Here is a 25,925-nt window from a genome sequence, read left to right as displayed (position 1 = left end):
CCCCGCTCAGGACGCCTTGTCGCCGGTGGCCGCCCGGTCGATGAACAGGGCCCCGCGCGTGACGACCTGCTCGCCCGCGCTCAGGCCCTGGACGACCTGGGCGTTGTCGCCGTTGATCAGGCCGAGCTTGATGTCGCGCGCCTCCACGGCGCCGTCGGGCCGCGCCACCCAGACGTGGGTGCGGTCGCCCTCGTACACGATGGCGGCCACCGGCACGCTCGGGCTCGGCTCACCCTTGCCGGTGATGATCGTGTAGGTGGCGAACATCTCCGGGCGCAGCACCCGGTCCGGGTTGTCGACCTCGCTGCGCACCGCGAGGCGCCGCGTCGCCGGGTCGAGGCTGGAGGCCATGTAGTTCACCCGGGCCTTGAACACCCGCGCGCCGAAGCCCGCCACCTTCGCCTCGACCTCCTGGCCGATGCGGATCTTGGGGATCTCGCTCTCGCGGACGTTGGCCACGAGCCAGACCGTCGACAGGTCGCCGATCACGAAGACCGGGTCGCTGGAGGCCGAGAGGTACTGTCCGATGCCGACCTTGCGCTGGACGATCGTGCCGGCGATCGGCGCCCGGATCTGCGTCTCGGCGCTCATCGTGCCGTTCTTCTCGAAGGCGGCGATCTCGGCGTCGGTCTTGCCCAGCAGGCGCAGGCGGCTCCGCACCGCGTCGAGGGCGCCCTCGGCGGTCTTCAGGTCGCTCTGGGCGGCGATGACGTCGTTCTGGGCCGACTGGTAGTCCTTCAGTGCCGTCGCGCGGGCCTGGAACAGCTCCTGCTGGCGCTGCGCGATGGTCTGGTCGAGCTTCAGGAGCGCCTGCTGCTTCTGGAGGTTGTTCACGGCCGCCTGATAGTCGTTCTGCGCCTGGACCATGTCGGTGGCCTCGAGCGTCAGCAGCACGTCGCCGGCCTTCACGTCGTCGCCGGCGCGGACCAGGACCTTCGTCACCCGGCCGGCATAGGGCGAGACCACCGGGACGTTGTCGTCCTCGTTGAGGGCGATCCGTCCCTCGGCCGAGCCCTCGGGCCGGAATACGAGGTTGGCGACCGGCAGGATCTCGAAGGCGGCCCGCTGTTCCTTGGAGGGCCGGAACACCCGCTCCACCGGGCCGGCCTTCTCCACGTCGATGCCCGGGTCGGGGTTGCCCGGGGCGAACAGCCCGGTCACGGCCGCGACGAGGTGCGCGGCGGCCTCGCGGGTCCGGTCGGGAAACGCGATGGCGGCGCCCAGGGCGGCCGCGAGCAGGACGGCGGCGATCAGCAGGCCGGGCCATCGGCGCCCGCGCGCGGGGCCGGCGACGGCCTCGTCCTGGTCCAGCGGATTTCGGGCGTCCATGCGGATGATCTTCTAGGTCCGGACCGAGAGTCCGGGCTGGGTGACGAGAGTACGATACGTGCCCGGACGACGCCTACATCAATGCGGTCGCTGGTGCTTTTCTATGGCGCGCCGCGGGAAGATTCGGGCGGTACGGCGTGCCTAGAGCAAAGCTTGTCCGACAGGCAATCGATCCGGCGCCCCGGTCGCGAAACCGTGTGGCCCCGTCTTCCTTTGACGGGATTTGTTACAATATGACAACGCTCGCGGGTCCAGGCCCGCGCGATCCCGCACCCGTCACCGAAGAAGCCGTCATGTCCGATACGAGCAACGCTTCCGCCCCGGCCGCTCCCGGTTCCGCCTCCGGCAAGATCCCGGTCACCGTGCTCACCGGCTACCTCGGCGCGGGCAAGACCACGCTCCTCAACCGGATCCTCACCGAGAACCACGGCAAGCGCTACGCCGTGATCGTCAACGAGTTCGGCGAGATCGGCATCGACAACGACCTCGTCGTCGGCGCGGACGAGGAGGTGTTCGAGATGAACAACGGCTGCGTCTGCTGCACGGTGCGCGGCGACCTGATCCGGATCATGGACGGGCTGGTGAAGCGCCGGGGCAAGTTCGACGCGATCATCGTCGAGACGACCGGCCTCGCCGACCCGGCCCCCGTGGCGCAGACCTTCTTCGTCGACCAGGATGTCGGCGAGGCCGCCCGCCTCGACGCCGTGGTGACGGTGGCCGACGCCAAGTGGCTGTCCGACCGCCTGAAGGACGCGCCGGAGGCGAAGAACCAGATCGCCTTCGCGGACGTGATCCTGCTCAACAAGAGCGACCTCGTGTCCCCGGCCGACCTCGACCGCGTCGAGGCCGAGATCCGCACGATCAACCCGCTGGCCAAGCTCCACCGCACGCAGAAATGCGCCGTGCCCCTCGACGCGGTCCTCGAGCGCAACGCCTTCGACCTCGACCGCATCCTCGACGTCGAGCCCGACTTCCTCGAGGCGGGGCACCACCACCATCACGATTCCGACATCCGCTCGATCTCGGCCAAGATCGAGGGCGCGGTCGACCCGGACAAGTTCATGCCGTGGATCTCGAACCTCACCCAGTCGCAGGGTCCGGACATCCTGCGGTGCAAGGGGATCGTGGCCTTCCCCGACGAGCCGAAGCGCTTCGTCTTCCAGGGCGTGCACATGATCCTCGACGGCGACGTGCAGGGGGACTGGGGCCAGGACGAGGAGCGGGTCTCCCGGGTGGTCTTCATCGGCCGCAACCTCGATCCGGCGGCGATCAAGGAGGGCTTCGAGGCCTGCCGCGCCTGAACGGGCGCCGCCTCCCCGGCGCCCCGCGCCGGGAAGGCGATTCTCAACGTTTCCGTGGCATCACGGACGGCGCGGGCCCGCGTAACCGGCCCGCGGAGCCCGCGTATCCATGGCCCACACCGCAGCGCCCGCAGGCCCGGTCCCGTCCGGGTCGGCGGGCGGAATCCCGCTCATCGCGGCCGTCGAGGGGCTGGCCAAGGCGCTGTTCGCGGCGTTCGTCTTCTTCGCCTGCTTCGCCTTCTCGGAGACCTCGCCCTACGACGCGGTCGCGATCCCCACGATCCTGCTCTGGCTCTGCCTCGGCGTCCGGCTGCACCGCGGGGCGGTGCCCCTGGTGGCGCTCCTGCTCCTCTACCTCGCGGGCATCGTCACCGCGCTGCTGCCCTACCTGAACGAGGAGTTCCCGGTCACCTGGACGGTGCAGCTGGTCTATCTCTCGATCACCTGCATCTTCTTCGCGATGTTCTTCGCGGACGACACCCACGCCCGGATGGAGCTGGCGCTCAAGGCCTACACGGCGAGCTGCGTGTTCTCGGCGGCTCTGGGCATCGTCGGCTACCTGCAATGGCTCGGGATCGAGGACCTGTTCTACAAGTACGACCGGGCCTCGGGCACGTTCCAGGACCCGAACGTCTTCGGCTCGTTCCTGACGCTCGGCGCGCTCTACCTGATGCACGGCCTGCTCACCGGCTCCACGCGCCGGCCGCTCGTGTCGCTCGCCGGCCTGCTGATCATCGTGGCCGGCATCTTCCTGTCGTTCTCGCGCGGGTCCTGGGGCGGGAGCGCCGTCGCGGTGCTGCTGATGGTGGGATCGGTCTACGCCGGCAGCGACTCCCCGCGCCTGCGCCGCCGCATCGTGCTCCTGACCCTGGCGACCATCGTTCTCGGCACCGTCGCGGTGATCGGGCTGCTCTCGGTCGACCACGTCCACAAGATGTTCGAGACCCGGGCGGCCCTGACCCAGGACTACGACCAGGGCGAGACCGGCCGCTTCGGCAACCAGATCCGCGGCTTCGCCATGCTGCTGGAGCGGCCGTTCGGGATGGGGCCGATGCACTGGCGGCTGATCTTCGGGCTCGAACCGCACAATTCCTACATCGGCTCCTTCGCCAACGGCGGCTGGCTCGGCGGGGCCGTGTTCATCGGCCTCGTGGTGGCGACCGGCCTCGTCGGCTTCCGGCTCCTGGCGCAGCCGTCGCCGGTCCGGGCGCACGCCCAGATCGTCTGGCCGGCGCTGCTGATGTTCTTCCTGCAGGCCGTCCAGATCGACATCGAGAAGTGGCGCCACGTCTACATGATGCTGGGCATGGTCTGGGCGCTGGAGGCCGCGCGGTTGCGCATGGGCACGCGGCCGCAGGCGGGCGCGCTTGAAACGCGGCGCTAGGCGCGGCATCGCTCGGTCGCGGCCGATCGGCACCCGGAGACGGTACGTGAGCACACAGCCGGAGAACGAGCGCGACCGGCTCGCGGCCCTCGAGGCCCTCGCGATCCTCGGGACACCGCCGGAACCGCATTTCGAGGCCGTCTGCCGGACCGCCCGGCGCCTGTTCGGCGTGCGCAGCGCGTTCGTGGCCTTCCTGGGCGACACGCACCAGTGGCTGAAGACGCCCTGTGCCGGGGTGCCGACCACGATGCGGCGGGACGAGAGCTTCTGCCAGCACACGATCCGCAGCGACGCCCTCGTGGTCGTCCCCGACGCGCGGCTCGACGCGCGCTTCCGCGACCTGCCCGTGGCCGCCGCGCCGGACGGGATCCGGTTCTACGCGGGCATCGCCCTGAGCCTCCAGCCGGGCCTGCCGGTCGGAACCCTCTGCCTCGCCGATCCCGAGCCCCGCTCCGACTTCTCGCCCGAGGATGCGGCCGCCTTCCGCGACCTCGCCGAAATCGTCGTGGCGCATCTGCGCCTCACGGAGGCCAACGCGCGGCGCGACCGGGAGATCGCGCAGGCGGCGATCCGCGAGGCGCTGATCCGCGAGCAGCACCAGGAGATCAACGCTCGGGCCCGCGCCCAAGAGGCGGCGAACCACCAGCTCACCATGGCCGAGCAACTCGCCAGCGTCGGGAACTGGCGCGTGGATCTCGCGGACGGGCAGCCGGTCTGGTCGGCGAGCCTCTACGCCATCGCGGGCCGCGACCCGGCGACCCCGCCGCCGCATCTCGACGCCTTCTCGCAGATCTACCATCCCGACGACCGCGCCCGGCTCGAGGCGATCGTCGCCGACGCGATCGCCCGCGGGGTCCGGTTCGATTTCGAGGCCCGGCTGCTGCGGCCGGACGGCGCGCTGCGCGACGTGGTCGTGCGCGGCATGGCCCGGGGGGAGGGGGCGGGCGCCGGCCTGTTCGGCGTCCTGATCGACGTGACCGAGCGCCGGCGCGCCGAGGACGAGGTTCGCCGCAGCGAGCTGCGCTACCGGGGCCTCGCCGAGGCGCTGCCGCTCCTGGTCTGGACCATGCGGGTCGGGGACGGTCAGGCGACCTACGCCAACGCGCAGTTCCAGTCCTATTACGGGCCGATCGGGCCCGAGCGCGCGGAGCGCCTCGTCCGGAACCACCCCGAGGATGCCGCCGCCATGGAGGCAGCCTGGATCCGGGCGGTCGAGACCGGCACCGGCTACAGCGGCCAGTGGCGGATCCGGCGCCAGGACGGCGTCTACCGGTGGCACAAGCTCTCCCTGATCCCGATCCGCCTCGACCCGGCGGACGGCGCGGTGGCGGAGTGGCTCGGGACCGCCCTCGACGTCGACGACATCGTCACGGCGCGGCTCGCCGTCGAGGAGGCGAGCGGCCTGCTCGACATCGCCCTCGACGCCGCGGAGGCCGGCACCTGGGACTGGGACATGCGCACGGGGCTCGCCGTCCTCAGCCCGGAGAGCGCGCGGATGCACGGCCTGCCGGAGACCGGCGGCGCCCACACGATCTCGGCCTCCGCGTGGACGGCGCTGATCGATCCGGACGACGTCTCCGATGTCTGGAACGAGATCCGGCGGGCGGTCGAGTCCGGCACCCCCTACGCGGCCGAGTTCCGGGTCGGCGCGCGCTGGCTCTACGCGCGGGGCCGGACGCTCGGCGGCACCGACGGGCAGCCCCAGCGGATGGTCGGCCTCCACCTCGACATCACCGAGCGCAAGGCGGTCGAGGCGGCCCTGCGCACCGCCACGCGCGACGCCGAGGCGGCCCGCACCGAGGCGGAGCGCGCGAGCGCGGCCAAGAGCGAGTTCCTGGCCGCCATGAGCCACGAGATCCGCACCCCGCTGAACGGCATCCTGGGCTATGCCGAGCTGCTCCTCGACGGCGACGCGATCCAGAACGAGGACCGGCGGCGCCTCGAGCTGATCCAGAGTTCCGGCGCGGCCCTGCTCACGGTCGTCAACGACATCCTCGACTTCTCGAAGATCGAGGCTGGCGAGCTGACCCTCGATCCGGTCACCTTCCCGCTGGCCTCGACCGTCGACAGCACGGTCTCGATCGTGCGGGGCAGCGCGCTCCGCAGCGGCCTCGCCATCGAGGCCCGGATCGACCCGGCCCTGCCGACCTTCGTGGTCGGCGATGCCGGGCGCCTGCGACAGGTGCTGCTCAACCTGCTGAACAACGCCGTGAAGTTCACGCCCGAGGGCTCGGTCACGGTGACCGCGGAGCGGGAGAGCGACGGCGTCGCCCCCGACGGGCGCCCCGGCGACGCGGTCCGGTTCTCCGTGGTCGATACCGGCATCGGCATCGCGCCGGCGCAGCAGGACCGGCTGTTCAAGCGGTTCAGCCAGGTCGACGGCTCGATCAGCCGGCGCTTCGGCGGCACCGGCCTCGGCCTCGCGATCTCCCGGCACCTCGTGTCGCTGATGGGCGGCGAGATCGGGGTCGAGAGCCGCGAGGGGGCGGGCTCGACCTTCTGGTTCCGGCTGGTGCTGCCCCGCGGCGAGCGGGACACCGCGGCCCCGGGCGCCGCGGCCGACGCGGGTGGGCCGTCGCGGCCGCCCCCGGCCGCGGCTCCGGCGGCCGGCGAGGTCCCGGGCGCGCCGCTGCGGCTGCTCCTCGTCGAGGACGTGCCGCTCAACCAGGAACTCGCCTGCGCGGTGCTCGAATCCCAGGGCTACGCGGTGGACGTGGCCGGGGACGGCGCCGAGGCGATCACGGCGGTCGGGTCGTCGGTCGCGGCCGGCCGGGCCTACGATCTCGTGCTGATGGACGTCCAGATGCCCCGCGTCGACGGGCTCACGGCCACGCGCCGCATCCGCGCCCTCGCGCCGCCCGCCTGCGACATCCCGATCGTCGCCATGACCGCCAACGTCCTGCCGTCGCAGATCGAGGAGCTGCGCGAGGCCGGGATGGACGACCATGTCGGCAAGCCGTTCCGGCGGGCCGACCTCTTCGCCACGATCAGCCGCTGGACGGCGCCGGGCGCGCGGCGGCCGGCGCGGGCCGAGGTGCCGCGCCGCCTGCCGCAGGTCGATTCGGCCGTGCTCGACGCGGCGGTCCTGACCGAGATGGAGGCGAGCTTCGGCACCGATCGCGTCGGGGCGCTGCTCGATCTCCTGGCGAACGAGCTGTCCGAGCGGTTCCGGCCGAGCGAGACCGACCGCCTGCAGATCGCCCACGACGCGCACGCCCTGGTGGCGGCGGCCGGGCTGCTGGGCTTCGTCGGCCTGTCGAGCCTGTGCCGGGAGGTCGAGGCCGCCGCCCACGCGGGCGCCGACCTGATGCCGCTGATCCGGCGCCTGGAGATCCAGCGGGCGACCGCGCTCCGCGCCATCCGGCAGCTGCGCGCGGCGTGAGTCCGCGCGCGGGTATCGAGGACCCTTTCCGTCATCGCGGGCGGAGCGAAGTGACCCAGGGTCGGCGCGCCGCCGGTGAGCGCCGCGTTGCCCTGGATCGCCTACTCCGCTCGCCGAGACGGCGGCCCCGGAGCCGTCAGTCGGGAAGAGAATCCCCCGGCTCCTCCGGCAGCGGGTCGCCGGTCCAGGTCGTCGCGAAGGCGGCGAGCTCCCGCGCGTCGGCGAAGGCCGCCACGGTGACCTCGCGCGCGGCCGGCTCCGCCCCCGGATAGGGGGCGAGCAGGACGCGCACCCGGGCGAGCCGGCCGCTCGGCGCCTTCTCGGCGATCCAGGCCTGCGCCTCCGGCGTGAACCGCTCCGGGCCGTCCAGGGCCCGGGCGTCGGTGCGCAGCACGACCACGTAGGTGCCGAGGCTCGGATCGGCCTCCTGCACCGCCTTGACGATGTCGATCACGGGTTCTCCGCGAAGTCGTTGATCTGCACCTGGGCCTGCGCCGCGGTGAAGTTCGGGATGTCGGCGAAGATCTCCTCGCCGTGGGCGGCGACGGCCTTCTTGAAGGCGTCGACCGACTCGAAGGTCAGGAGGGCCATCACCTGGAACGGGGCGGCGCCGCCGTCCGGCGTGCCGGCGCCCTTGACGACCTTCGCGTCGTGGAGGCCGAGGGACGACCAGCGCTCGCGCACCAGCGGCATGTGGTGGCCGAGGTAGTAGCCCATGTCGAAGCTCGGGCCGGCCGGGTACATCACGCTTACCAGGATCATGGCGTTTCCTTCCTGTGTGGCGCCCGGTCGATCCGGGCGCCCGTCCTCGGGTCGTACGGCGACGGTCAGTGCAGCTTCACCCGCGGCTCGGTGCGCCGGGTCAGCGCGCGGGCCAGGGTGTCGAGGGCGGTCTTGGCCGTGCCGTGCAGCGCCCGCTCGTGCATCTTGTAGAGCGAGCGGTACATCATCCGGGCGAACAGACCGGCGATGAGCATGTTCTTGCCGCGCACGAACCCCATCAGGCTGCCCACGGTCGAGTACTCGCCCAGCGAGACCAGCGAGCCGAAATCCTTGTACCGGAACGGCTTCAGCGGCTTGCCGTCGATCTTGGCCGGGATCTGGGCGATCAGGTGGCTCGCCTGCTGGTGGGCCGCCTGCGCGCGGGGCGGCACCGGCGTGTCGGAGCCGGCCTCGACCAGGTAGGCGCAGTCGCCGATGGCGAAGATGTCGGGGTCGCGGGTGGTCTGCAGCGTCGGCGTCACCACCAGCTGGTTGGTCCGCGTCGTCTCCAGGCCGCCGATGCCCTGCAGGAAGGGCGGCGCCTTCACGCCCGCCGCCCAGACGACCAGCTCGGACGGGATGAAGGTGCCGTCGGCGAGCTGCACGCCGTCCGCGCGGACCTCGGTGACCCGCGCCTTCACGCGCACGTCGACGCCGATCTTGCTGAGCAGCTGCATCACCTCCGCCGAGAGGCGCTGCGGCACCGCCGGCAGGATCCGGTCGGCGGCCTCGACCAGGGTGATGCGGATGTCCTTGCCCGGGTCGATCTTGTCGAGCCCGGTCGAGACGACGTGGCGCAGGGTCCGGTGGAGCTCGGCGGCGAGTTCCGTCCCGGTCGCGCCCGCGCCGATCACCGTGACGTGGAGCTGGCCGGGCCGGACCGGGCCGGCCTGCGTGTGCGCGCGCAGCGAGGCGTTCACGAGGCGCTGGTGGAAGCGCACCGCCTGGTCCTGGGTGTCGAGGGCGATGGCGTGCTCGGCGACGCCCGGCGTGCCGAAATCGTTGGTGGTGGAGCCCACCGCCATCACCAGCGTGTCGTAGGGGACGGCGCGCTCGGGCGTGATCTCGCGCCCTTCCGCGTCGTGGCTCGCGGCGAGCTGGATCGTGCGCGCCTCCCGGTCGAGCCCGGTCATCCGCCCGATCCGGTAGCGGAAGCCGTGCATGTGGGCGTGGTGCAGGTAATCCACCGCGTGGTGGCCGACGTCGAGGCTGCCGGCCGCCACCTCGTGGAGCAGCGGCTTCCAGATATGCGTCCGGGCGCGGTCCACGAGGGTGACGTGCGCGCGCTTGCCGCGCCCGAGCTTGTCGCCGAGCTTCGTGACCAGCTGCAGTCCGGCTGCGCCGCCGCCGACCACCACGACGCGATGAAGGCCCGACTCGTTCTCGACGGATGCCATCGACACTCTTTCTCCCCCCGGACCGGGATCAGTCGCCGGCCTCCTTACACGGCCTGGGTTGCCGAATACCACATCGCCGGCCGCGACCCCCGGTCACGAGTGCGACGTCGCGCACCGGACGGGCGGCGCGCGGAGCCCGGTCACGCCGGCGGGGCGCCCGGCTGGCGCAGCGGATGCGCCTCCGCGACCGCCGGCAGGGCGAGGCAGGCCTCGGCGATTCGCGCGACCGTCGGGTAGGCCGCCGTGTCGATGCCGAAGATGCCCGTCCCGACCCAGAGGCTGACGAGGCAGAGGTCGGCGTGGCTCACCGAATCGCCCTGGCAGAACCGGCCCGTCCCCGGCTCGGTGGCGAGGCGCGTCTCCAGGGTCCGGAGGCCGGTCTCGAAGGCGTTGCGCAGGAAATCCAGCATGCGCTCCCGGGGCAGGCCGTAATGCTTCATCAGGAAGGTGCGCACCCGGGGCACGTAGAGCGGGTGGGTGTCGCACGCGACCACCTGCGCCAGCGAGCGGGCGCGGGCCCGCGCCCGGGGCTCCTCGGGCAGGAGGCGGACGCCGCCGCGCGTCTCCTCCAAGTAGTCGAGGATCGCCAGCGACTGGGTGAGCGGCGGCCCGTCGCCGTCGAACAGCGCCGGCACCGCGCCCTGCGGGTTGATCTTCCGGAACGCCGGCTCGTGCTGGTCGCCGGCGTCGAGGTCGATGAAGGTCTCCTCGTAGGCGATGCCCTTCAGCTTCAGGGCGATCCGCACCCGGAAGGCCGCGGCCGAGCGCCAGTTGCCGTACATGTGCATGGGTCAGCGGTCTCCGACGGGGTCGAGCGAGCACAGCCGACTTCGCCGCGGCCCGCAAGGGGGCTGCGCGCGCGGCGGCCCGGGGGCGACAAGCAGTCCCGCCGGGCCCATATCGGTCTCCCGCCCCGGAGAGCCCGCACGATGGCCGATCAGACCGACGCCCGCCGCTTCATCCCCCTGAACATCGCGGTCCTGACCGTCTCCGACACCCGCCGCCCGGAGGACGACCGCTCGGGCGACACCCTGACCCAGCGCCTCACCGAGGCGGGGCACATCCTGGCGGCCCGGTCGATCGTCCCGGACGAGGTCCCGGCGATCCGCGCGCGGGTGGAGGCGTGGCTGCGCGACCCCGGCGTCGACGTGGTGATCACCACCGGCGGGACCGGCTTCACCGGCCGCGACGTCACCCCCGAGGCGCTGGAGCCGCTGTTCGAGAAGCGCATGGACGGCTTCTCGGCCGTGTTCCACCGGATCTCGTACGACAAGATCGGCACCTCGACCCTGCAATCCCGCGCCACCGCGGGGGTCGCGCGGGCGACCTACGTGTTCGTGCTGCCGGGCTCGCCCGGCGCCTGCCGCGACGCCTGGGACGGGATCCTGGCCCAGCAGCTCGACTACCGGCACCGGCCCTGCAACTTCGTGGAGATCATGCCGCGCCTCGACGAGCACCTGCGGCGCGGCGCGAGCCTCACGGTGTGAGGCCGCGCGCTACGCGAGGTTCCCCTCCTTGCGGCGCAGGACCGAGTGCTTGCGGCCGTAGAAGAAGTACACGACGAGGCCGAGCGCCATCCAGATCACCAGCCGCAGCCACGTGTCGAGGGGCAGGCCGATCATCAGGAGCAGGCAGGACAGGATGCCGAGGATCGGCACGACCGGCACGGCGGGCGCCCGGAACGGCCGCTTCATGGTGCGCTCGGCCCGCCGCAGGTAGAGGACCGAGCCGCAGACGAGGATGAAGGCCGCGAGGGTGCCGATGCTCACCATCTCGCCGAGGATGTGGATCGGCACCAGCGCCGCCACCACGGCGACCGCGGCGCCGATCATCGCCTGGCTGCGATACGGCGTCTGGTAGGTCGGGTGGACGTGGGAGAACATCTTCGGCAGCAGGCCGTCCTGCGCCATGGTGAAGAAGATCCGGCTCTGGCCGTAGAGCAGGACGAGGATCACCGTCGTCAGCCCGGTCAGCGCCCCGAGCTTGATCAGGAGGCTGAACCAGCCGATGCCGATCACGTCGACGCCCTTGGCGATCGGGTCCGGGACGTTGAGGTCCTTGTAGGGCACGAGACCGGTGAGCACGGCGGCGACGAGCACGTACAGGATCGTGCAGACCGCGAGCGAGCCCAGGATGCCGATGGGCATGTCCTTCTGGGGCTTGCGCGCCTCCTGGGCGGCGGTCGAGACCGCGTCGAAGCCGATGAAGGCGAAGAACACCACGCCCGCGCCGCGCAGAACGCCGCTGTAGCCGAAATGGCCGAAGGTCCCGTCGTTGTCCGGGATGAGCGGGCTCCAGTTCGCGGCGTTCACGTGGCCCCAGCCCAGGGCGATGAAGGCGACCACGACGGTGAGCTTCACCGCGACCATGATGTTGTTGAAGAGCGCCGATTCCTTCGTGCCCCGCATCAGCAGGATCGTGATCAGCGCCACGATCAGGACCGCCGGCAGGTTCAGCAGCGCGGTCCCGCCGCCCTCGATCGGCGTGCCCGGCGCGTTGGCGAACTGCGCCGGGATCACGATGCCGACGCTCTTCAGGATGCTGGTCACGTAGCCCGACCAGCCGACCGCCACGGTGGCGGCGCCCATGGCGTATTCGAGGATCAGGTCCCAGCCGATCAGCCACGCGAAGAACTCGCCGAGCGTCGCGTAGGTGTAGGTGTAGCTCGATCCGGCGACCGGGATCAGCGCGGCCATCTCCGAGTAGCAGAGGCCGACGAAGGCGCAGGCGATGCCGCCGAGCACGAAGGACAGCATGATCCCCGGCCCGGCATACTGGGCCGCGGCCGTGCCGGTCAGGACGAAGATGCCGGCGCCGATGATCGCCCCGATGCCCATCGCGGTGATCGAGAGGGCGCCCAGCGACTTCGAGAGCTGTTGCTCGCCCTCGCCGCTCTCGACGATGTCCTCGACCGACTTGCGCCCCATCAGGCCCGACGAATCCATTGCACCATCCTTCCAGATCGGGGTGGCTCAGCGCGTCGACATGTCCGGAGACGGCGACGATCCTGCCGCGCTTCCAGAGTTGTAGAGGCGGATCGACCGACAACAACGTGAGCGGGCGCAAGATTCTTCCGGAGCAAGATTCTCCCGAGCAAGATCTTTCCGGTCAGGCGCGCTCGATCCGAGCGATCAGCGGCCTGACCTTGAGGCGACCCGTGAACGCGCCCTCGGCACGCAGGGCCTCGCGCCGGACGACGTCGCCGGCCCGGGCCTGCCGGGCGCCGACGACGGTCTCCGCCCGTCTGACGAGCCGGCCGAGCCAACGCCCGGCCGGGCGGTGCAGGCGGCCGAGCGCCGTCTCCGGCCGCGCGGTCCCGACGAAGCGGTCGAGGGTGCGGATCCAGCCCTCGGCCGGGACGTCGCCGGCCTCCAGGCACAGGATCCAGTCCCGCCGGGCCGCGGCGGCGCCCGCCGCGTAGGGATTGCCGCCCCGGTGCAGCACGAGGGTCGCGCCCGTGGCCTCCGCGACGGCCGCCACGGCCTCGCTCTCGCGGCCCGCGACGATCACCGCGTCGCCGACGAGGCCGCCGGCCACGCCGGAGACGAGCACGCTGAGCGTGTCGGCCAGGCGATCGATCGCGTCCGGATCGGCCGGTTCGGCCAGATAGGTCACGGCGGAGAGCATGAGCGCGCGCATAGACGATTCTGCGGCGCCGTAAACTGCCCCGCGGCCCGCGCGCCGACGCGTCGCCGTTCGGACGGGCTGCAGAACCGCATTTGCCTGAAAAAAAGGCGCCCGTCGCCATCGCGTTCGCTCTATGTTCTTATATGGATGCGTGAGGGAGGCGAGTCGTCATGGGGGGCACGCGCGACGGGACCGCCTCCGGGGCCGCGCCGCGACTCGGGCCGAGCGTCGCGGAACCGGCCGCCCGGCGGGGGCGCGGCGCGACGGCCAACCCGACGGGCCGATACGAATCCGCCCGGCGCGAGGCGTTCCATGACGAGACCTGGACGGCGGAAGCTCCGGCACCCCTGCGCACGGAGGTCACGCCAGAGCGGTCCGCCCGGATCATCGCGCGCAACAGCTCGCCCGACATCCCGTTCGACCGGTCGATCAACCCGTACCGGGGCTGCGAGCACGGCTGCATCTACTGCTACGCGCGCCCGACCCATGCCTGGCTCGGCCTGTCGCCGGGGCTCGACTTCGAGTCGCGGATCTTCACCAAGCCGGACGCCGCCCGGCTCCTCGCCCGCGAGATCGCCGCGCCGGGCTACCGGCCCGACACGATCGCCCTCGGCACCGCCACGGATCCCTACCAGCCGGTCGAGCGGGAGCACCGGCTCACCCGCGCGGTTCTGGAGGTGCTGCGGGAGGCCCGCCACCCCGTCAGCATCACCACCAAGTCGGACCTCGTGCTGCGCGACCTCGACCTCCTGGCAGAGATGGCGGCGGAGAACCTCGTGCTGGCGGCGATCTCGCTGCCGACGCTGGATCCGGACCTCGCCCGCCGCCTCGACCCGCGGGCGCCGCGGCCGGGCAAGCGGCTCGCGGCGATGCGGGGCCTGAGCGCGGCGGGCGTGCCCGTCATGGTCAACGTCTCGCCGATCATCCCCGGCCTGACGGACCACGAGATCGAATCGATCCTGGCCGAGGCGCGCGCGCACGGGGCGAGCCGGATCGGCCACGCGCTGCTGCGCCTCCCGGGCGAAGTCGCGGACCTCGTGGCGGACTGGTTCACCGAGCATTATCCCGAACGCAGGGCGCGGGCCTTCGCACTCCTGCGGGAAGCCCGGGGCGGGCGCGAGAACGACCCGCGCTTCGGCCACCGCTTCCGCGGGGAGGGCGCCTACGCGGCGATGATCGGCCAGCGGGTCCGGCTCGCCGGCACGCGTCTCGGTTTCGCCTTCGGGCGCATCGCGCTGAATCGCGACGCCTTCCGGAAGCCCGGCGCGCAGCTGGCGCTGTTCTGACACGCGACCGACGCGGCGGCGCGCGCGAGGCGGCGGACCTGTCCCACAGTACGGTTCAGCGAAAATTCCAGTCATTTTGGCCGGAAGCGGCGTAAAAATACATTTCCAAAGATAGAAAACGACTCAAATGTTGCTCCCAAAGTGGATTTTTAGATGTCTAAGGCGTGAGTAAAATCGCAGAACGTAAGATTGACATCTGTGCCATTGTGGTTCAAATGCCTGAGATCGCGAGGGTTACTGCGAGATTTTGACCAAGTTTGATTGAGTTATCGAATTTCAGTTCTATATTGAGGGTCGTTCTGTGCGTAAGAGCGCGATTTTGTCCGGCGTCCGTGTCCGCAGATCCCGCCAATGGACGCTGTGCGCCGTGATCCGGTCGCGGGCGAGCCTCGCGCCGCGGCCCTGCTCGGTTCTGCCGGTCGCGACTGCCGTCCTTCCTTGAGACGGTAGCGTGTCGGGGTTTCGACCTTCGATGCCGACCGGGCGAACTCCCGGACTCGCCGCGCCCTCGCCGCGCCCTTCGAGCGAACCGGGCCGGCGCCGCGTCGGGGTGCCTGTCGCGTCGCTCAGCCTTTCCGTCGACCGAGGCCGACCGGCCGCCCTGCTCGAACCGGGCAGCCCGGCGGCGGGCCGCGCGCCTCGACGCACCGCGAAGAGAGATCCCGACCCTCATGCTGCGTCTTCCGCGTCCGTCCATCGGCACGATCCTGTGCGCGATCCTGTTCTCACTCAGCGCCATGCTGCTGGCCGCGGGCGCCCGGACGGCGCTGGAGGCCGGGGCGCAGGAGCGGGAGAGCCGCCGCGTCGTCGCGCTCACGGAAGGCAGCCGTATCCTCCTCGAGATCCTGCTCGCCGTGCGCCTCGAGCGGGGGCGGACCCTGCAGGCGCTGATCGCCGCGGACAGGATCCCGCCCGCCGACGCGGCCCTGATCGCCCGACAGCGCGCGACCCGGATCGACCGGCTGGCGGCGCTCCTGAGCCTGGTGCGCGCGATCGACACCGCCGCGGTGGCGAAGACGGTCGATCCGCTCCGACGGGCGCACGAGGCCGTCACCGGCCTGACGTCGCGGATCGACGCGGCCCTCGCGGTCCCGGTCGCGGAGCGCGAGGCCGCGACCGCGGAGGTCGCCGCGACCGCCTTCCGGGATCTGCTCGACGCCCTCACGGCGACCAGCGGGGCCGTCGACGTCACGATCCCGCGCCGGGACGCGGCGCTGGCCCGCGCCCTGGACATCAAGCGCGCCGCCTGGATCACGCGGGTCGCGATCGGCGGCAACGTGGCGCGGGCCGAGACGGCCGTGACGCGGGGCACGGGCTGGTCCGAGGAGGAGCGCCTCGCGGAGGCCGAGGAGCGCGGCCGCGTCGCGGCGAGCTGGGCGAATCTCGTCGATCACATGGACGACACGCTGCCGCGGGCGGTCCAGGACGCCTTCGTGAGGGCGGGCGCCAGCAACTTCGAGGGTGAGGTCGCGGCGCGGCGGCAGGCCTTGCGGGCGGCCCTGAGCCGGGGCCAGCCGCCGGGCGTCGCGATCCAGGACCTGCGCGACCGCAACACGCGGGAGGTCAACACTATCGCCGACCTCGCCGAGGCGGCGCTGAACGCGATGGTCGCCCGCGCGCAGGCACTCTTCGCTGAGGCGGGGGCGACGCTGCTGCACACCGGCCTGTTCCTGGCCGCATCGGTGCTGCTCGCCGGTGCCGGCGCCGTCGTCGTCGTCCGCCGCGTGCTCGGGCCGCTCCGGGCCATGATCCAGGCGATGCGGGCGCTCGCCTCCGGCGACGTCGCCGTGGAGATCCCGGCCCGCGGGCGGCGGGACGAGATCGGCGCGATGGCGGCGGCCGTGGAGGTCTTCCGGGACAACCTCGTCCGCACCCGCGCCCTGGAGGCAGAGGCGGACGAGGCGGCGCGCGCCGCGGAGGCGCAGCGCCGGACCATGACGCACACGATGGCGCAGACCTTCGAGGCGGCGGTGGCCGGCATCGTCGGGCAGGTCTCCGCCGCCGCGGCCGAACTGCAGACCACGGCCTGGGAGATGACCACCACAGCCCAGGAGACGGCCAGCCAGTCCGATACCGTGGCCGCGGCCGCCGAGGAGGCGTCCGCCGGCGTCAGGACGGTGGCCGCCGCGGTGGAGGAACTCGGCACCTCCGTCCAGGAGATCGGGCGGCAGGTCCAGGGCTCGTCCGAGCTGGCCCGGAGCGCGGTCGGCGAGGCCGACCAGACGGCCGCCCTGGTGGCGGCGCTGAACGCGTCCGTCGCCCGGGTCGACGCCGTCGTCGAGCTGATCGCCCGCATCGCCGCGCAGACGAACCTGCTGGCGCTCAACGCCACGATCGAGGCGGCGCGGGCCGGCGAGGCCGGGCGCGGCTTCGCGGTCGTCGCAACCGAGGTCAAGGACCTGGCCGCCCAGACCGGTCGGGCCACCGACGAGGTCGGCCGGCAGATCGGCGAGATCCGGGCCGTGACCGGTCAGGCGGTGCGGGCGATCGGGACGATCACCGGCCGGATCGGGGAGATCGACGCCGTGGCCGCCGCCATCGCGGCCGCGGTGGAGCAGCAGGGGGCGGCGACGCAGGAGATCGTCCGCAATGTCGCCCAGGCCAATGCCGGCACGCAGGAGGTCACCGGCAACATCGCCGGCGTGGCGCAGGCGGCCGACCGAACCGGCCACGCGGCCGACCACGTGCTGACGGCCGCCACCGCGCTCACGCGTCAGTCGGAGGAACTCGCCGCGGAGGTCGAGCGCTTCCTCACCGGCGTCCGGGCCGCGTGACCCGTCGCCCGGCTCAGTCGAAGCCGCGGGTGAAGCTGAGCCGGTGGTGGGGGCTGCGCCCGAGCTGCGTCAGGCCGGCGCGGTGGACGGCCGTCCCGTAGCCGACGTTGCGCTCCCAGCCGTAGCCGGGATGGCGCCGGGCGAGCCGCCGCATCAGCTGGTCCCGGAGCACCTTGGCGACGATCGACGCGGCGGCGATCTGGGGCACCAAGTGGTCGCCGCCGACGACGGCGCGGCCGGGCAAGCCCGGCAGAGCGTCGCGCCCGTCGACCAGCACGGGCGCGGCGAGGCCGAGCCGCGCCACCGCCCGCGCCATGGCGTCGAGGGTCGCGCCGCGGATGTTGATCCGGTCGATCAGGGCGCGCGACCCCGCCGCCACCGCGACCCGCGCGTGGGCGCGGATCAGGGGGGCCAGCCGGTCGCGCACGGGCTCGGGGACGCGCTTGCTGTCGTCGAGGGCCGCGAGCAGGTCGGCCGGGATCGCCGCCGGATCGAACCAGACCGCGGCCACCACCACGGGTCCGCAGAGCGCGCCGCGCCCGACCTCGTCGCAGCCGATCGCCGCCGGATAGGCGGCGGCCCGGGCGGGATCGAACGGCCCGGCGACCGGGGGCCGGGCTCTGGCGGACCCGGCCGGTCCGGCGGGCGATCCGGCTGGCGGCTTGGCGGGTGGCTTGGCGGGCGGCATCGCGCCCTCCTGCCATTCCGCGCGGACGCCGTCACGCGTCAGGCGGCGTCGCGGGTGCTCCGGGCGCCCCCATGCGCCTCGACGATGTTACCGAAGAACTGCCGCGCGCTCACGTCCCAGCCGCGGCGCAGGGCCTCGGCCCGGCACTCGGCGCGCGACAGGCGCAGGGCCGCCAGCGCGGCGACCCGCAGGTCCGGGTCGAGCACGCCGACCCGCGTGCCGCCGACGACGTCGTTCGGACCCGGCACCGGGAAGGCCGCCACCGGGAGGCCGCTGGCCAGGGCCTCCAGGAGCACGATGCCGAACGTGTCGGTGAGGCTCGGGAAGACGAAGACGTCGCAGGCCGCGTAGACCGCCGAGAGGTCCGCGCCGGTGCGGGTGCCGAGGAAGTGCGCCGCCGGCGCGAGCGCCTGCAGCCGCGCGCGGTCCGGGCCGTCGCCGACCACCACCTTGGTGCCGGGCAGGTCGAGGGCGAGGAAGGCCGCGACGTTCTTCTCCACCGCCAGCCGCCCGACGTAGAGGAACAGCGGCCCCGGCAGGCCGGCGAGTTCCGCCGGCACGGGCGTCCCGGGCTCGGCCGGCCGGAACCGCTCCGTGTCCACGCCCCGGGTCCAGCGCATCAGCCGGCCGAAACCCCGCGCCGCGAGCTCGCCCTGGAGCGAGGCGGTGCTGACCATCGTCCCGCGGGCGGCGCCGTGGAACCGGCGCAGGTACGCGTAGGACCACGCCTCCGGCACCGGGGCGCGGGCGGCGAGGTATTCCGGGAAGCGCGTGTGGTAGCTCGTCGTGAAGGGCAGGTCGTGCGCGAGGCAGTGCCGGCGCGCCGCGAGGCCGACCGGCCCCTCCGTGGCGATGTGCACGTGGCTCGGCCGCTCGGCCCGCCAGCGCGCCGCCACCCGCTCGCGCCCGGCATAGGCGAGGCGGATCTCCGGGTAGCCCGGCAGCGGCAGCGAGCGGAAATCCGCGACGGACAGCAGCGTCGTGGCGAAGCCGTGCTCGGGCGCGCGCCGGACCATCTGCTCGAGGGAGCGCACGACGCCGTTCACCTGGGGGTGCCACGCGTCGCTGGCGATCAGGAGCTTCACGGCGGCGCCCTCACGCCACCGCGCGCCGGCCCGGCAGGGGCTGCGGCACGACCTCGGCCTCCCGCGCCCGCAGGAGGCTCGGGTAGTGCAACACCTCGATGCGGCCGTCGTAGTGCTCCACGAGCCCGGTGCAGGATTCCACCCAGTCGCCGGTGTTGAGGTAGCGCAGGTCGCCGATCGGCCGGTCCGCGGCGTGGTGGATGTGGCCGCAGATCACCCCGTCGGCGCCCTGGCGGCGGGCCTCCTCGGCCAGGATCGTCTCGAAGCGGCCGATGAAGCTCACCGCGTTCTTCACGCGCAGCTTCGCCCAGGCCGACAGCGACCAGTAGGACAGGCCGAGCCGCCGCCGCACCTTGTTGATCAGCGTGTTGAGGGAGAGCGCCAGCGTGTAGGCGCCGTCGCCCAGATGGGCGAGCCACGGCGAGTGGCGCACGACCATGTCGAACTGGTCGCCGTGGATGACGAGGTAGCGCTTGCCGTCTGCCGCCTCGTGGATCGCGGTCTCGGCGAGTTCGATGCCGCCGAAGCTCGTGCCCACGTAGTCGCGCAGGAACTCGTCGTGGTTGCCAGGCAGGTAGACGATCCGCGCGCCCTTGCGGACCTTGCGCAGGAGCTTCTGCACCACGTCGTTGTGCTCCTGCGGCCAGTACCAGCCCGAGCGCAGCTGCCAGCCGTCCACGATGTCGCCGACGAGGTAGATCGTGTCGGCGTCGTAGTCCTTCAGGAACGACAGCAGCAGGCCGGCCTGGCAGCCGCGCGTGCCGAGATGCAGGTCGGACAGGAACAGCGTCCGCACGCGGACCGGCATCTCCTCAACCTCGGCCACGGCACCCTCTCCCGGCGGCTGAACGGTGCCGGGATCCAGAGCGCGATCCGATCTCAGTTTGATGACGCGGGTTCCGACGGGGCGGAAAGACTTCGGTGTGCGGTGCCGCGAAGCCTCTCAACCGGAGCGTAGCTTCGTTGCGTCGCACAAAAAATTTTTTTGGCAAGTTCCGGAAGTTTTTCCGGTTTTCCTTTCGAGCTTCACCGCCTCATAATACCAAGAACCGGCCGCTCGGCACGAGCACGGCCGGACCTTGACAGGAAGGCGGCGAGGACGGCCCTGGAGCCGTTGGACGGGACGGCAATTCGGAGGCGACCGGCGCGCGGGGGCGCGCCGCGACGCGAGCGGCGTGAGGCCGCCTGCCGCTCCGCGGAGACCCCCCGATCACGGCAGAGGATGGCGTTCGAGGGGGTGCGGCGCGAGCCGCTCTCGACGGCGCCGGACCGACTCCCTGAGGACGCTTGGACAACCCGGTGCGGGTTCACGCCCGCGCGCAATGGACTTTTCGGAGGAAACATCATGGCCGCAACCCGGCGCCCCGGTCGCAACCACCTCTTCATCCCGGGCCCCACCAACATCCCGGAGCGCGTCCTGCGCGCCATGCACGTGCCGTCGGAGGATCACCGCTCGCCGAGCTTCCCCGAGCTGGTGAAGCCGCTCCTGCAGGACTCCAAGATGGTGTTCGGCTCGACCGCCGGGACGGTCATCCTGTTCCCGTCCTCGGGCACCGGCATCTGGGAATCGGCCCTGTCCAACACCCTCTGCCGCGGCGACACGGTGCTGACCTCGCGCTACGGCCAGTTCAGCCACCTCTGGGTCGACATGGCCCAGCGCCTCGGCCTCGACGTGGTCGTCCAGGAGGAGGAGTGGGGCACCGGCGCCGATCCGCAGAAGATCGAGGAGGCCCTGCGCGCCGACAAGGACCATAAGATCAAGGCCGTCATGGTCGTCCACAACGAGACCGCCACCGGCGTCACCAGCGACATCGGCGCTGTGCGGAAGGCGATCGACGCCGCCGGGCACCCGGCTCTGCTGTTCGTGGACGGCATCTCGTCGATCGGCTCTCTGCCGTTCGAGATGGACGCGTGGAAGGTCGACTGCGCCATCGCGGGCTCGCAGAAGGGCTTCATGCTGCCGGCCGGCCTCGGCCTGATCTGCATCAGCCCGAAGGCGCTCAAGATCGCCGAGAGCGGCACCGGCCGCAACGACCGGCTCGGCCACGCCTACTTCGCCTGGAAGGACCAGCTGGCCGCCAACGCCACCGGCTACTTCCCCTACACCCCCGTCCTGCCGCTGCTCTACGGCCTGCGCGAGGCCCTGGCGGTCGTGAAGGAAGAGGGGCTGGAGAACGTCTACCACCGCCACCACGTCCTCGCCGAGGCGACCCGCCAGGCGGTCGCGGCCTGGGGCCTCAAGCCCTGCGCCAAGGAGCCCAAGTGGAACTCCGACACGGTCACGGCGATCGTGGTGCCGGAGGGCGCCGACGCCGCCAAGGTGATCACCCACGCCTACGAGCGCTACAACCTCTCGCTGGGCGCCGGCCTGTCCAAAGTCGCCGGCAAGGTGTTCCGCATCGGTCACCTGGGCGACCTGAACGAGCTGTCGCTGCTGGGTGCCATCGCGGGCGCCGAGATGGCCATGATCGATTGCGGCATCAAGGTCACGCCGGGCTCGGGCGTCGCCGCGGCCTCCAGCTACCTGCGCGAGAATCCGCTGCATAAGGCGTGATCTGCGCACGCGATCGGGGCGGGACCGGGTTGCCGGGCCCGCCCCGACGCGCAAGTAAGAACAAGACTATCGAGGAAACCGCCCGTCGTACGAGAGGGGTCCTATGACCAAGAAGATCGTGTTCCTGGATCGTGAATCCCTCGATGCCAGGGTCCGACCGTTCAATTTCCCCCACGAATACGTCGAGCACGAGTCGACCTGGACGCCGGAGGAGATCGTCTCCCGCCTCCAGGGCGCGGAGATCGCGCTGATCAACAAGGTCCCGATGCGGGCCGAGACGCTGAAGCAGCTCCCCGACCTGAAGCTGATCGCGGTCGCCGCCACCGGCACCGACGTGGTCGACAAGGCCCAGGCCAAGGCCCAGGGGGTCACGGTCGTCAACATCCGCAACTACGCGTTCAACACCGTGCCGGAGCACGTGGTCGGGCTGATGTTCGCCCTGCGCCGGGCGATCGTGCCCTACGCCAACTCGGTGCGGCGCGGCGACTGGGCGAAGTCCAAGCAGTTCTGCTATTTCGACTATCCGATCTACGACATCGCCGGCTCGACGCTCGGCATCGTCGGCTACGGGGCGCTGGGCAAGTCGATCGCCAAGCGCGCCGAGGCGCTGGGCATGAAGGTCATCGCCTACGACGTGTTCCCGCAGGACGGGCTGGTCGATTTCGAGACGATCCTGACGCAGTCCGACGTGATCACGCTGCACGTGCCGCTGACCCCCGACACCAAGGGGATGATCGGCGCCGCCGAGCTCAAGAAGATGAAGAAGAGCGCCATCCTCATCAACACGGCCCGCGGCGGCCTCGTGGACGAGGCGGCCCTTCTCGAGGCGCTCAAGGACGGCACCATCGCGGGCGCCGGGTTCGACGTGGTGGCGCAGGAGCCGCCCAAGGACGGCAACATCCTGTGCGACGCCGACCTGCCGAACCTGATCGTCACGCCGCACGTCGCTTGGGCGAGCAAGGAGGCGATGCAGATCCTGGCCGACCAGCTCGTCGACAACGTCGAGGCTTTCGTGGCGGGCAAGCCGCAGAACGTGGTGGAAGCCTAAGCTCAAAATCAGCAACGGGCGTTCCCCTCCCCCCTGCGGGGAGTGGCCAGGGGTGGGGGTGGTGCAGGAGGCACTGCTCCGCTCAATTCTCCACCACCCCCACCTCCGGCTCCTCCCCGCAAGGGGGAGGAGAGGGGCTGCGTCCACGCACCGACCCAACCAACATCAGCGCCGGCGCCCCACGGGCGCGACGGAAAGGTCCCAAGAAAATGACGAAAAAACTGCTGTTCCTGTTCGACACCGATGCCGTGCCGAACGTGTTCGACACGGTCGTCGGCTACGACGGCGGCGCCGACCACATCACCGGCTACGGCGGCGTGAATCCCGACAATGTCGGCGCCCTGGTCGACGGCACGATCTACACCCGCGGCGGCTCCGAGAAGAAGTCGACGGCGATCTTCGTCGGCGGCGGCAGCATGGCGGCGGGCGAGGCGCTGTTCACCGCCGTCAAGAAGCGCTTCTTCGGCCCGTTCCGGGTCTCGGTGATGCTCGATTCCAACGGCTCCAACACCACGGCCGCCGCGGGCGTCGCGCTGGTGGCCAAGGCCGCGGGCTCGCTCCAGGGCAAGAAGGCCGTCGTGCTGGCGGGCACCGGCCCGGTCGGCATGCGCTCGGCCGCTCTGCTCGCCGGCGAGGGCGCCGAGGTCACCATCGCGGGCCGCGCCCTCGACAAGACCCAGGCCGCCGCGGACCAGATCAACACGCGCTTCAAGGTCAACGTGAAGGCCGCCGCGACCCCCGACGAGGCCTCCCGCGTCGCCCTGGTGAAGGGCACGAACCTCGTGTTCACGGCCGGCGCCATCGGCGTCGAGCTGCTGCCGGAAGCCGCCTGGGCGCAGGAATCGTCGATCGAGTTCGTCGCCGACTACAACGCCCAGCCCCCGACGGGCATCGGCGGCATCGACGTGATGGACAAGGGCAAGGAGCGCAACGGCAAGCAGGCCTTCGGGGCGCTGGGCATCGGCGGCCTGAAGCTCAAGCTGCACCGGGCCTGCGTCGGCCAGCTCTTCGAGAGCACCGACAAGGTGCTCGACGCCGAGGAGATCTACGCCCTCGCCAAGACGATGGCCTGAGGAGGCGCCGGTGACCGAGACGCATCGCCCCGAGACCGACAGCATCGAGAAATTCCTGACGGAGCTGGCGAGCGCTGCCCCCACCCCCGGGGGCGGCGGCGCGGCGGCGATCTCCGGCGCCATGGGCGCGGCCCTTGTGTCGATGGTCTGCAACCTCACCATCGGCAAGAAGAAGTACGTCGAGGTCGAGGCCGAGCTGAAGGAGGTCCTGGCCAAGTCCGAGGGCCTGCGGGTCGTGCTCACCGGCATGATCGGCGAGGACGTCCAGGCCTTCGACGCCGTCATGGGCGCCTACGGCCTGCCCAAGAACACCGACGACGAGAAGGCGGCCCGCGCCGAGAAGATCCAGGCGGCGCTCAAGACCGCCTGCGACGTGCCGCTCGCCTGCTGCCGGGCCTGCCGCGCGGTGATCGACCTCGCGGCCATCACCGCCGACAAGGGCAACCTCAACGTCGTGTCGGATGCCGGCGTGGCGGTGCTCTCCGCCTATGCCGGCCTGCGCAGCGCGGCGCTGAACGTCTACGTGAACGCCAAGGGTCTCGAGGACCGCGCGTTCGCCGAGGAGCGGCTGAAGGAGCTGGAGGATCTGCTCGGCGAGGCCGGCGCACTCACCGAGAAGGTCTACGCGGTCGTCAAGGACAAGGTGAACTGAACCGGCGACTTGGGTCAGCACCGCGCGTCACAGCGTGCTCGGTCGGCCCCGTCGACGCCGCCGTCTCTGCGAGCGCAGCGAAGCAATCCAGTTGGCGCCACGATCTCAGAGGTCGCGCTGCCCTGGGTCACGTCGCTGCGCTCGCGATGACGGACAGCGCGTCCTGAACGAAGCGTTCCGGCGTACTTTGTAGCGATTCAACAGTCGAGGCCGGGTGCATCGTGCTCCCGGCCTCGCTGTTTTCCTGTATGCTGCATCGCAATATGAAATACGATCTGTGTTGCGACCGCGAAAAAGTCGCGGTCAATCAGGAGCTTAAAAAATTTGACGGGCGTAATCTTTCGACTCAACTAAAGTAGAGAGCGTCAACGGCGGCAACGAACCGCGGAGGAGGCGCCGAATGGACGTCCACGAGTATCAGGCCAAGGAGCTGCTCGCGAGCTTCGGCGTGGCCGTCCCGAAAGGCGCGATCGCCTTCAGCCCGGACCAGGCGGTCTACGCGGCCACCGAGCTCGGCGGCTCGTTCTGGGCCGTGAAGGCGCAGATCCACGCCGGCGCCCGCGGCAAGGCCGGCGGGATCAAGCTGTGCCGGACCTACAACGAGGTCCGCGACGCCGCGAAGGATCTCCTCGGCAAGCGCCTCGTCACGCACCAGACCGGCCCCGAGGGCAAGCCGGTGCAGCGGGTCTACGTCGAGACCGCCGACCCGTTCGAGCGCGAGCTCTACCTCGGCTACGTGCTGGACCGGAAGGCCGAGCGCGTGCGGGTCATCGCCAGCCAGCGCGGCGGCATGGACATCGAGGAGATCGCCGCCAAGGAGCCCGACTCGCTCATCCAGGTGGTGGTCGAGCCGGCGGTCGGCCTGCAGCAGTTCCAGGCGCGGGAGATTGCCTTCCAGCTCGGGCTCAACATCAAGCAGGTCTCGGCCGCGGTGAAGACGATCATGAACGCCTACCGGGCGTTCCGCGACTGCGACGGCACCATGCTGGAGATCAACCCGCTCGTCGTCACCAAGGACGACCGGGTGCTGGCGCTCGACGCCAAGATGAGCTTCGACGACAACGCGATGTTCCGCCGGCCGGGCATCGCCGACATGCACGACCCGTCCCAGGGCGATCCCCGCGAGGCGCAGGCCGCCGAGCACAACCTCAGCTACATCGGCCTCGAGGGCGAGATCGGCTGCATCGTCAACGGCGCGGGCCTCGCCATGGCCACCATGGACATGATCAAGCACGCAGGCGGCGAGCCGGCGAACTTCCTCGATGTCGGCGGCGGCGCGTCCCCTGAGCGGGTGGCCACGGCCTTCCGGCTGGTCCTGTCGGACCGCAACGTGAAGGCGATCCTCGTCAACATCTTCGCCGGCATCAACCGCTGCGACTGGGTCGCCGAGGGCGTCGTCCAGGCCGCCCGCGAGGTGAAGATCGACGTGCCGCTGGTGGTCCGGCTCGCCGGCACGAACGTCGAGGCCGGCAAGAAGATCCTGGCCGAGAGCGGCCTCGATCTCATCACCGCCGACACGCTGGCTGAGGCGGCCAAGAAGGCGGTCGACGCCTGCTCCGCCGCCAAGACGCAGCACTGAGAGG

General features: G+C 71.4%; 21 protein-coding genes. 11 read left to right on the top strand and 10 right to left on the bottom strand.

Going from position 1 to position 25,925, the window contains the following annotated elements; translation table 11 throughout:
* Positions 1–6 precede the first annotated feature (6 nt).
* On the bottom strand, positions 7–1,329 hold the full coding sequence (locus LXM90_RS26460) for an efflux RND transporter periplasmic adaptor subunit (protein ID WP_020092673.1): 1,323 nt from the start codon (positions 1,327–1,329) through the stop codon (positions 7–9).
* Between the two features lie 293 nt (positions 1,330–1,622).
* Between LXM90_RS26460 and LXM90_RS26455 the strand changes: the two genes are divergently transcribed.
* The 3 genes from LXM90_RS26455 to LXM90_RS26445 all read left to right on the top strand — a co-directional run bounded on the left by LXM90_RS26455 (position 1,623) and on the right by LXM90_RS26445 (position 7,396).
* A complete protein-coding gene (locus tag LXM90_RS26455) occupies positions 1,623–2,630 on the top strand; it encodes a CobW family GTP-binding protein (RefSeq protein WP_042673890.1) in 1,008 nt (335 codons plus the stop codon).
* Between the two features lie 109 nt (positions 2,631–2,739).
* The gene (locus LXM90_RS26450) at positions 2,740–4,014 is read left to right on the top strand and encodes an O-antigen ligase family protein (RefSeq protein WP_020092671.1); all 1,275 of its coding nucleotides are present in this window, start codon (positions 2,740–2,742) and stop codon (positions 4,012–4,014) included.
* A gap of 46 nt (positions 4,015–4,060) precedes the next feature.
* The gene (locus LXM90_RS26445; protein ID WP_020092670.1) at positions 4,061–7,396 is read left to right on the top strand and encodes a GAF domain-containing hybrid sensor histidine kinase/response regulator; all 3,336 of its coding nucleotides are present in this window, start codon (positions 4,061–4,063) and stop codon (positions 7,394–7,396) included.
* Between the two features lie 136 nt (positions 7,397–7,532).
* Here LXM90_RS26445 and LXM90_RS26440 read toward each other — a convergent pair whose 3' ends face one another.
* The 4 genes from LXM90_RS26440 to maiA form a co-directional block, all read right to left on the bottom strand.
* Positions 7,533–7,850: a hypothetical protein gene (locus LXM90_RS26440; protein WP_020092669.1), complete on the bottom strand. Its 318-nt coding sequence runs from the start codon at positions 7,848–7,850 to the stop codon at positions 7,533–7,535.
* Positions 7,847–8,158 carry an EthD family reductase gene (locus tag LXM90_RS26435; RefSeq protein ID WP_020092668.1) on the bottom strand — a complete coding sequence of 104 codons (312 nt, stop codon included), beginning with the start codon at positions 8,156–8,158 and terminating at the stop codon, positions 7,847–7,849. The genes LXM90_RS26440 and LXM90_RS26435 overlap by 4 nt, the downstream gene beginning before the upstream one ends.
* 65 nt (positions 8,159–8,223) lie before the next feature.
* A complete protein-coding gene (locus tag LXM90_RS26430) occupies positions 8,224–9,555 on the bottom strand; it encodes an NAD(P)/FAD-dependent oxidoreductase (RefSeq protein WP_020092667.1) in 1,332 nt (443 codons plus the stop codon).
* A gap of 140 nt (positions 9,556–9,695) precedes the next feature.
* The gene (maiA, locus tag LXM90_RS26425; RefSeq protein WP_020092666.1) at positions 9,696–10,343 is read right to left on the bottom strand and encodes a maleylacetoacetate isomerase; all 648 of its coding nucleotides are present in this window, start codon (positions 10,341–10,343) and stop codon (positions 9,696–9,698) included.
* Between the two features lie 141 nt (positions 10,344–10,484).
* Here maiA and moaB point away from each other — a divergent pair, with 141 nt between their 5' ends.
* Complete coding sequence (gene moaB / locus LXM90_RS26420; protein WP_020092665.1) at positions 10,485–11,042, top strand: molybdenum cofactor biosynthesis protein B; 558 nt, start codon at positions 10,485–10,487, stop codon at positions 11,040–11,042.
* A 9-nt stretch (positions 11,043–11,051) separates the two neighbouring features.
* Here the strand turns inward: moaB and LXM90_RS26415 are convergent, their stop codons facing one another.
* Both LXM90_RS26415 and LXM90_RS26410 read right to left on the bottom strand, forming a co-directional pair.
* Entirely contained in the window at positions 11,052–12,500 is a 1,449-nt protein-coding gene (locus LXM90_RS26415; protein WP_020092664.1) for an amino acid permease, read from the bottom strand.
* A 163-nt stretch (positions 12,501–12,663) separates the two neighbouring features.
* The gene (locus LXM90_RS26410) at positions 12,664–13,194 is read right to left on the bottom strand and encodes a hypothetical protein (protein ID WP_020092663.1); all 531 of its coding nucleotides are present in this window, start codon (positions 13,192–13,194) and stop codon (positions 12,664–12,666) included.
* Between the two features lie 158 nt (positions 13,195–13,352).
* Between LXM90_RS26410 and LXM90_RS26405 the strand changes: the two genes are divergently transcribed.
* Entirely contained in the window at positions 13,353–14,468 is a 1,116-nt protein-coding gene (locus LXM90_RS26405) for a PA0069 family radical SAM protein (protein WP_103984959.1), read from the top strand.
* A 671-nt stretch (positions 14,469–15,139) separates the two neighbouring features.
* The gene (locus LXM90_RS26400; protein ID WP_020092661.1) at positions 15,140–17,242 is read left to right on the top strand and encodes a methyl-accepting chemotaxis protein; all 2,103 of its coding nucleotides are present in this window, start codon (positions 15,140–15,142) and stop codon (positions 17,240–17,242) included.
* Between the two features lie 13 nt (positions 17,243–17,255).
* Here LXM90_RS26400 and LXM90_RS26395 read toward each other — a convergent pair whose 3' ends face one another.
* The 3 genes from LXM90_RS26395 to LXM90_RS26385 are packed head-to-tail and all read right to left on the bottom strand — an operon-like array spanning position 17,256 to position 19,823.
* Complete coding sequence (locus tag LXM90_RS26395; RefSeq protein WP_020092660.1) at positions 17,256–17,930, bottom strand: ribonuclease HII; 675 nt, start codon at positions 17,928–17,930, stop codon at positions 17,256–17,258.
* Positions 17,931–17,968: 38 nt separating this feature from the next.
* Positions 17,969–19,015, bottom strand: a complete 1,047-nt coding sequence (locus tag LXM90_RS26390; RefSeq protein WP_020092659.1) for a glycosyltransferase family 4 protein — start codon at positions 19,013–19,015, stop codon at positions 17,969–17,971.
* Between the two features lie 10 nt (positions 19,016–19,025).
* Positions 19,026–19,823 carry a UDP-2,3-diacylglucosamine diphosphatase gene (locus LXM90_RS26385; protein ID WP_376738913.1) on the bottom strand — a complete coding sequence of 266 codons (798 nt, stop codon included), beginning with the start codon at positions 19,821–19,823 and terminating at the stop codon, positions 19,026–19,028.
* Between the two features lie 537 nt (positions 19,824–20,360).
* Between LXM90_RS26385 and LXM90_RS26380 the strand changes: the two genes are divergently transcribed.
* The 5 genes from LXM90_RS26380 (at position 20,361) to LXM90_RS26360 (ending at position 25,921) form a co-directional block, all read left to right on the top strand.
* A complete protein-coding gene (locus tag LXM90_RS26380) occupies positions 20,361–21,569 on the top strand; it encodes an aminotransferase class V-fold PLP-dependent enzyme (RefSeq protein WP_020092657.1) in 1,209 nt (402 codons plus the stop codon).
* Positions 21,570–21,672: 103 nt separating this feature from the next.
* Entirely contained in the window at positions 21,673–22,617 is a 945-nt protein-coding gene (locus tag LXM90_RS26375; RefSeq protein WP_020092656.1) for a D-2-hydroxyacid dehydrogenase, read from the top strand.
* A gap of 209 nt (positions 22,618–22,826) precedes the next feature.
* The gene (locus LXM90_RS26370; RefSeq protein WP_042673897.1) at positions 22,827–23,690 is read left to right on the top strand and encodes an NADP-dependent methylenetetrahydromethanopterin/methylenetetrahydrofolate dehydrogenase; all 864 of its coding nucleotides are present in this window, start codon (positions 22,827–22,829) and stop codon (positions 23,688–23,690) included.
* 10 nt (positions 23,691–23,700) lie between these two features.
* On the top strand, positions 23,701–24,342 hold the full coding sequence (gene fchA / locus LXM90_RS26365; protein WP_020092654.1) for a methenyltetrahydrofolate cyclohydrolase: 642 nt from the start codon (positions 23,701–23,703) through the stop codon (positions 24,340–24,342).
* Between the two features lie 400 nt (positions 24,343–24,742).
* Positions 24,743–25,921, top strand: coding sequence for a malate--CoA ligase subunit beta (locus tag LXM90_RS26360; protein ID WP_020092653.1), 1,179 nt, complete (start codon positions 24,743–24,745; stop codon positions 25,919–25,921).
* Positions 25,922–25,925 lie beyond the last annotated feature (4 nt).

The sequence above is a fragment of the Methylobacterium oryzae genome, from assembly GCF_021398735.1.
Taxonomy (GTDB): Bacteria; Pseudomonadota; Alphaproteobacteria; order Rhizobiales; family Beijerinckiaceae; genus Methylobacterium.
The sequence above is the reverse complement of the archived record's forward strand: the minus strand, read 5'-3'. Positions and strand labels throughout refer to the sequence as shown.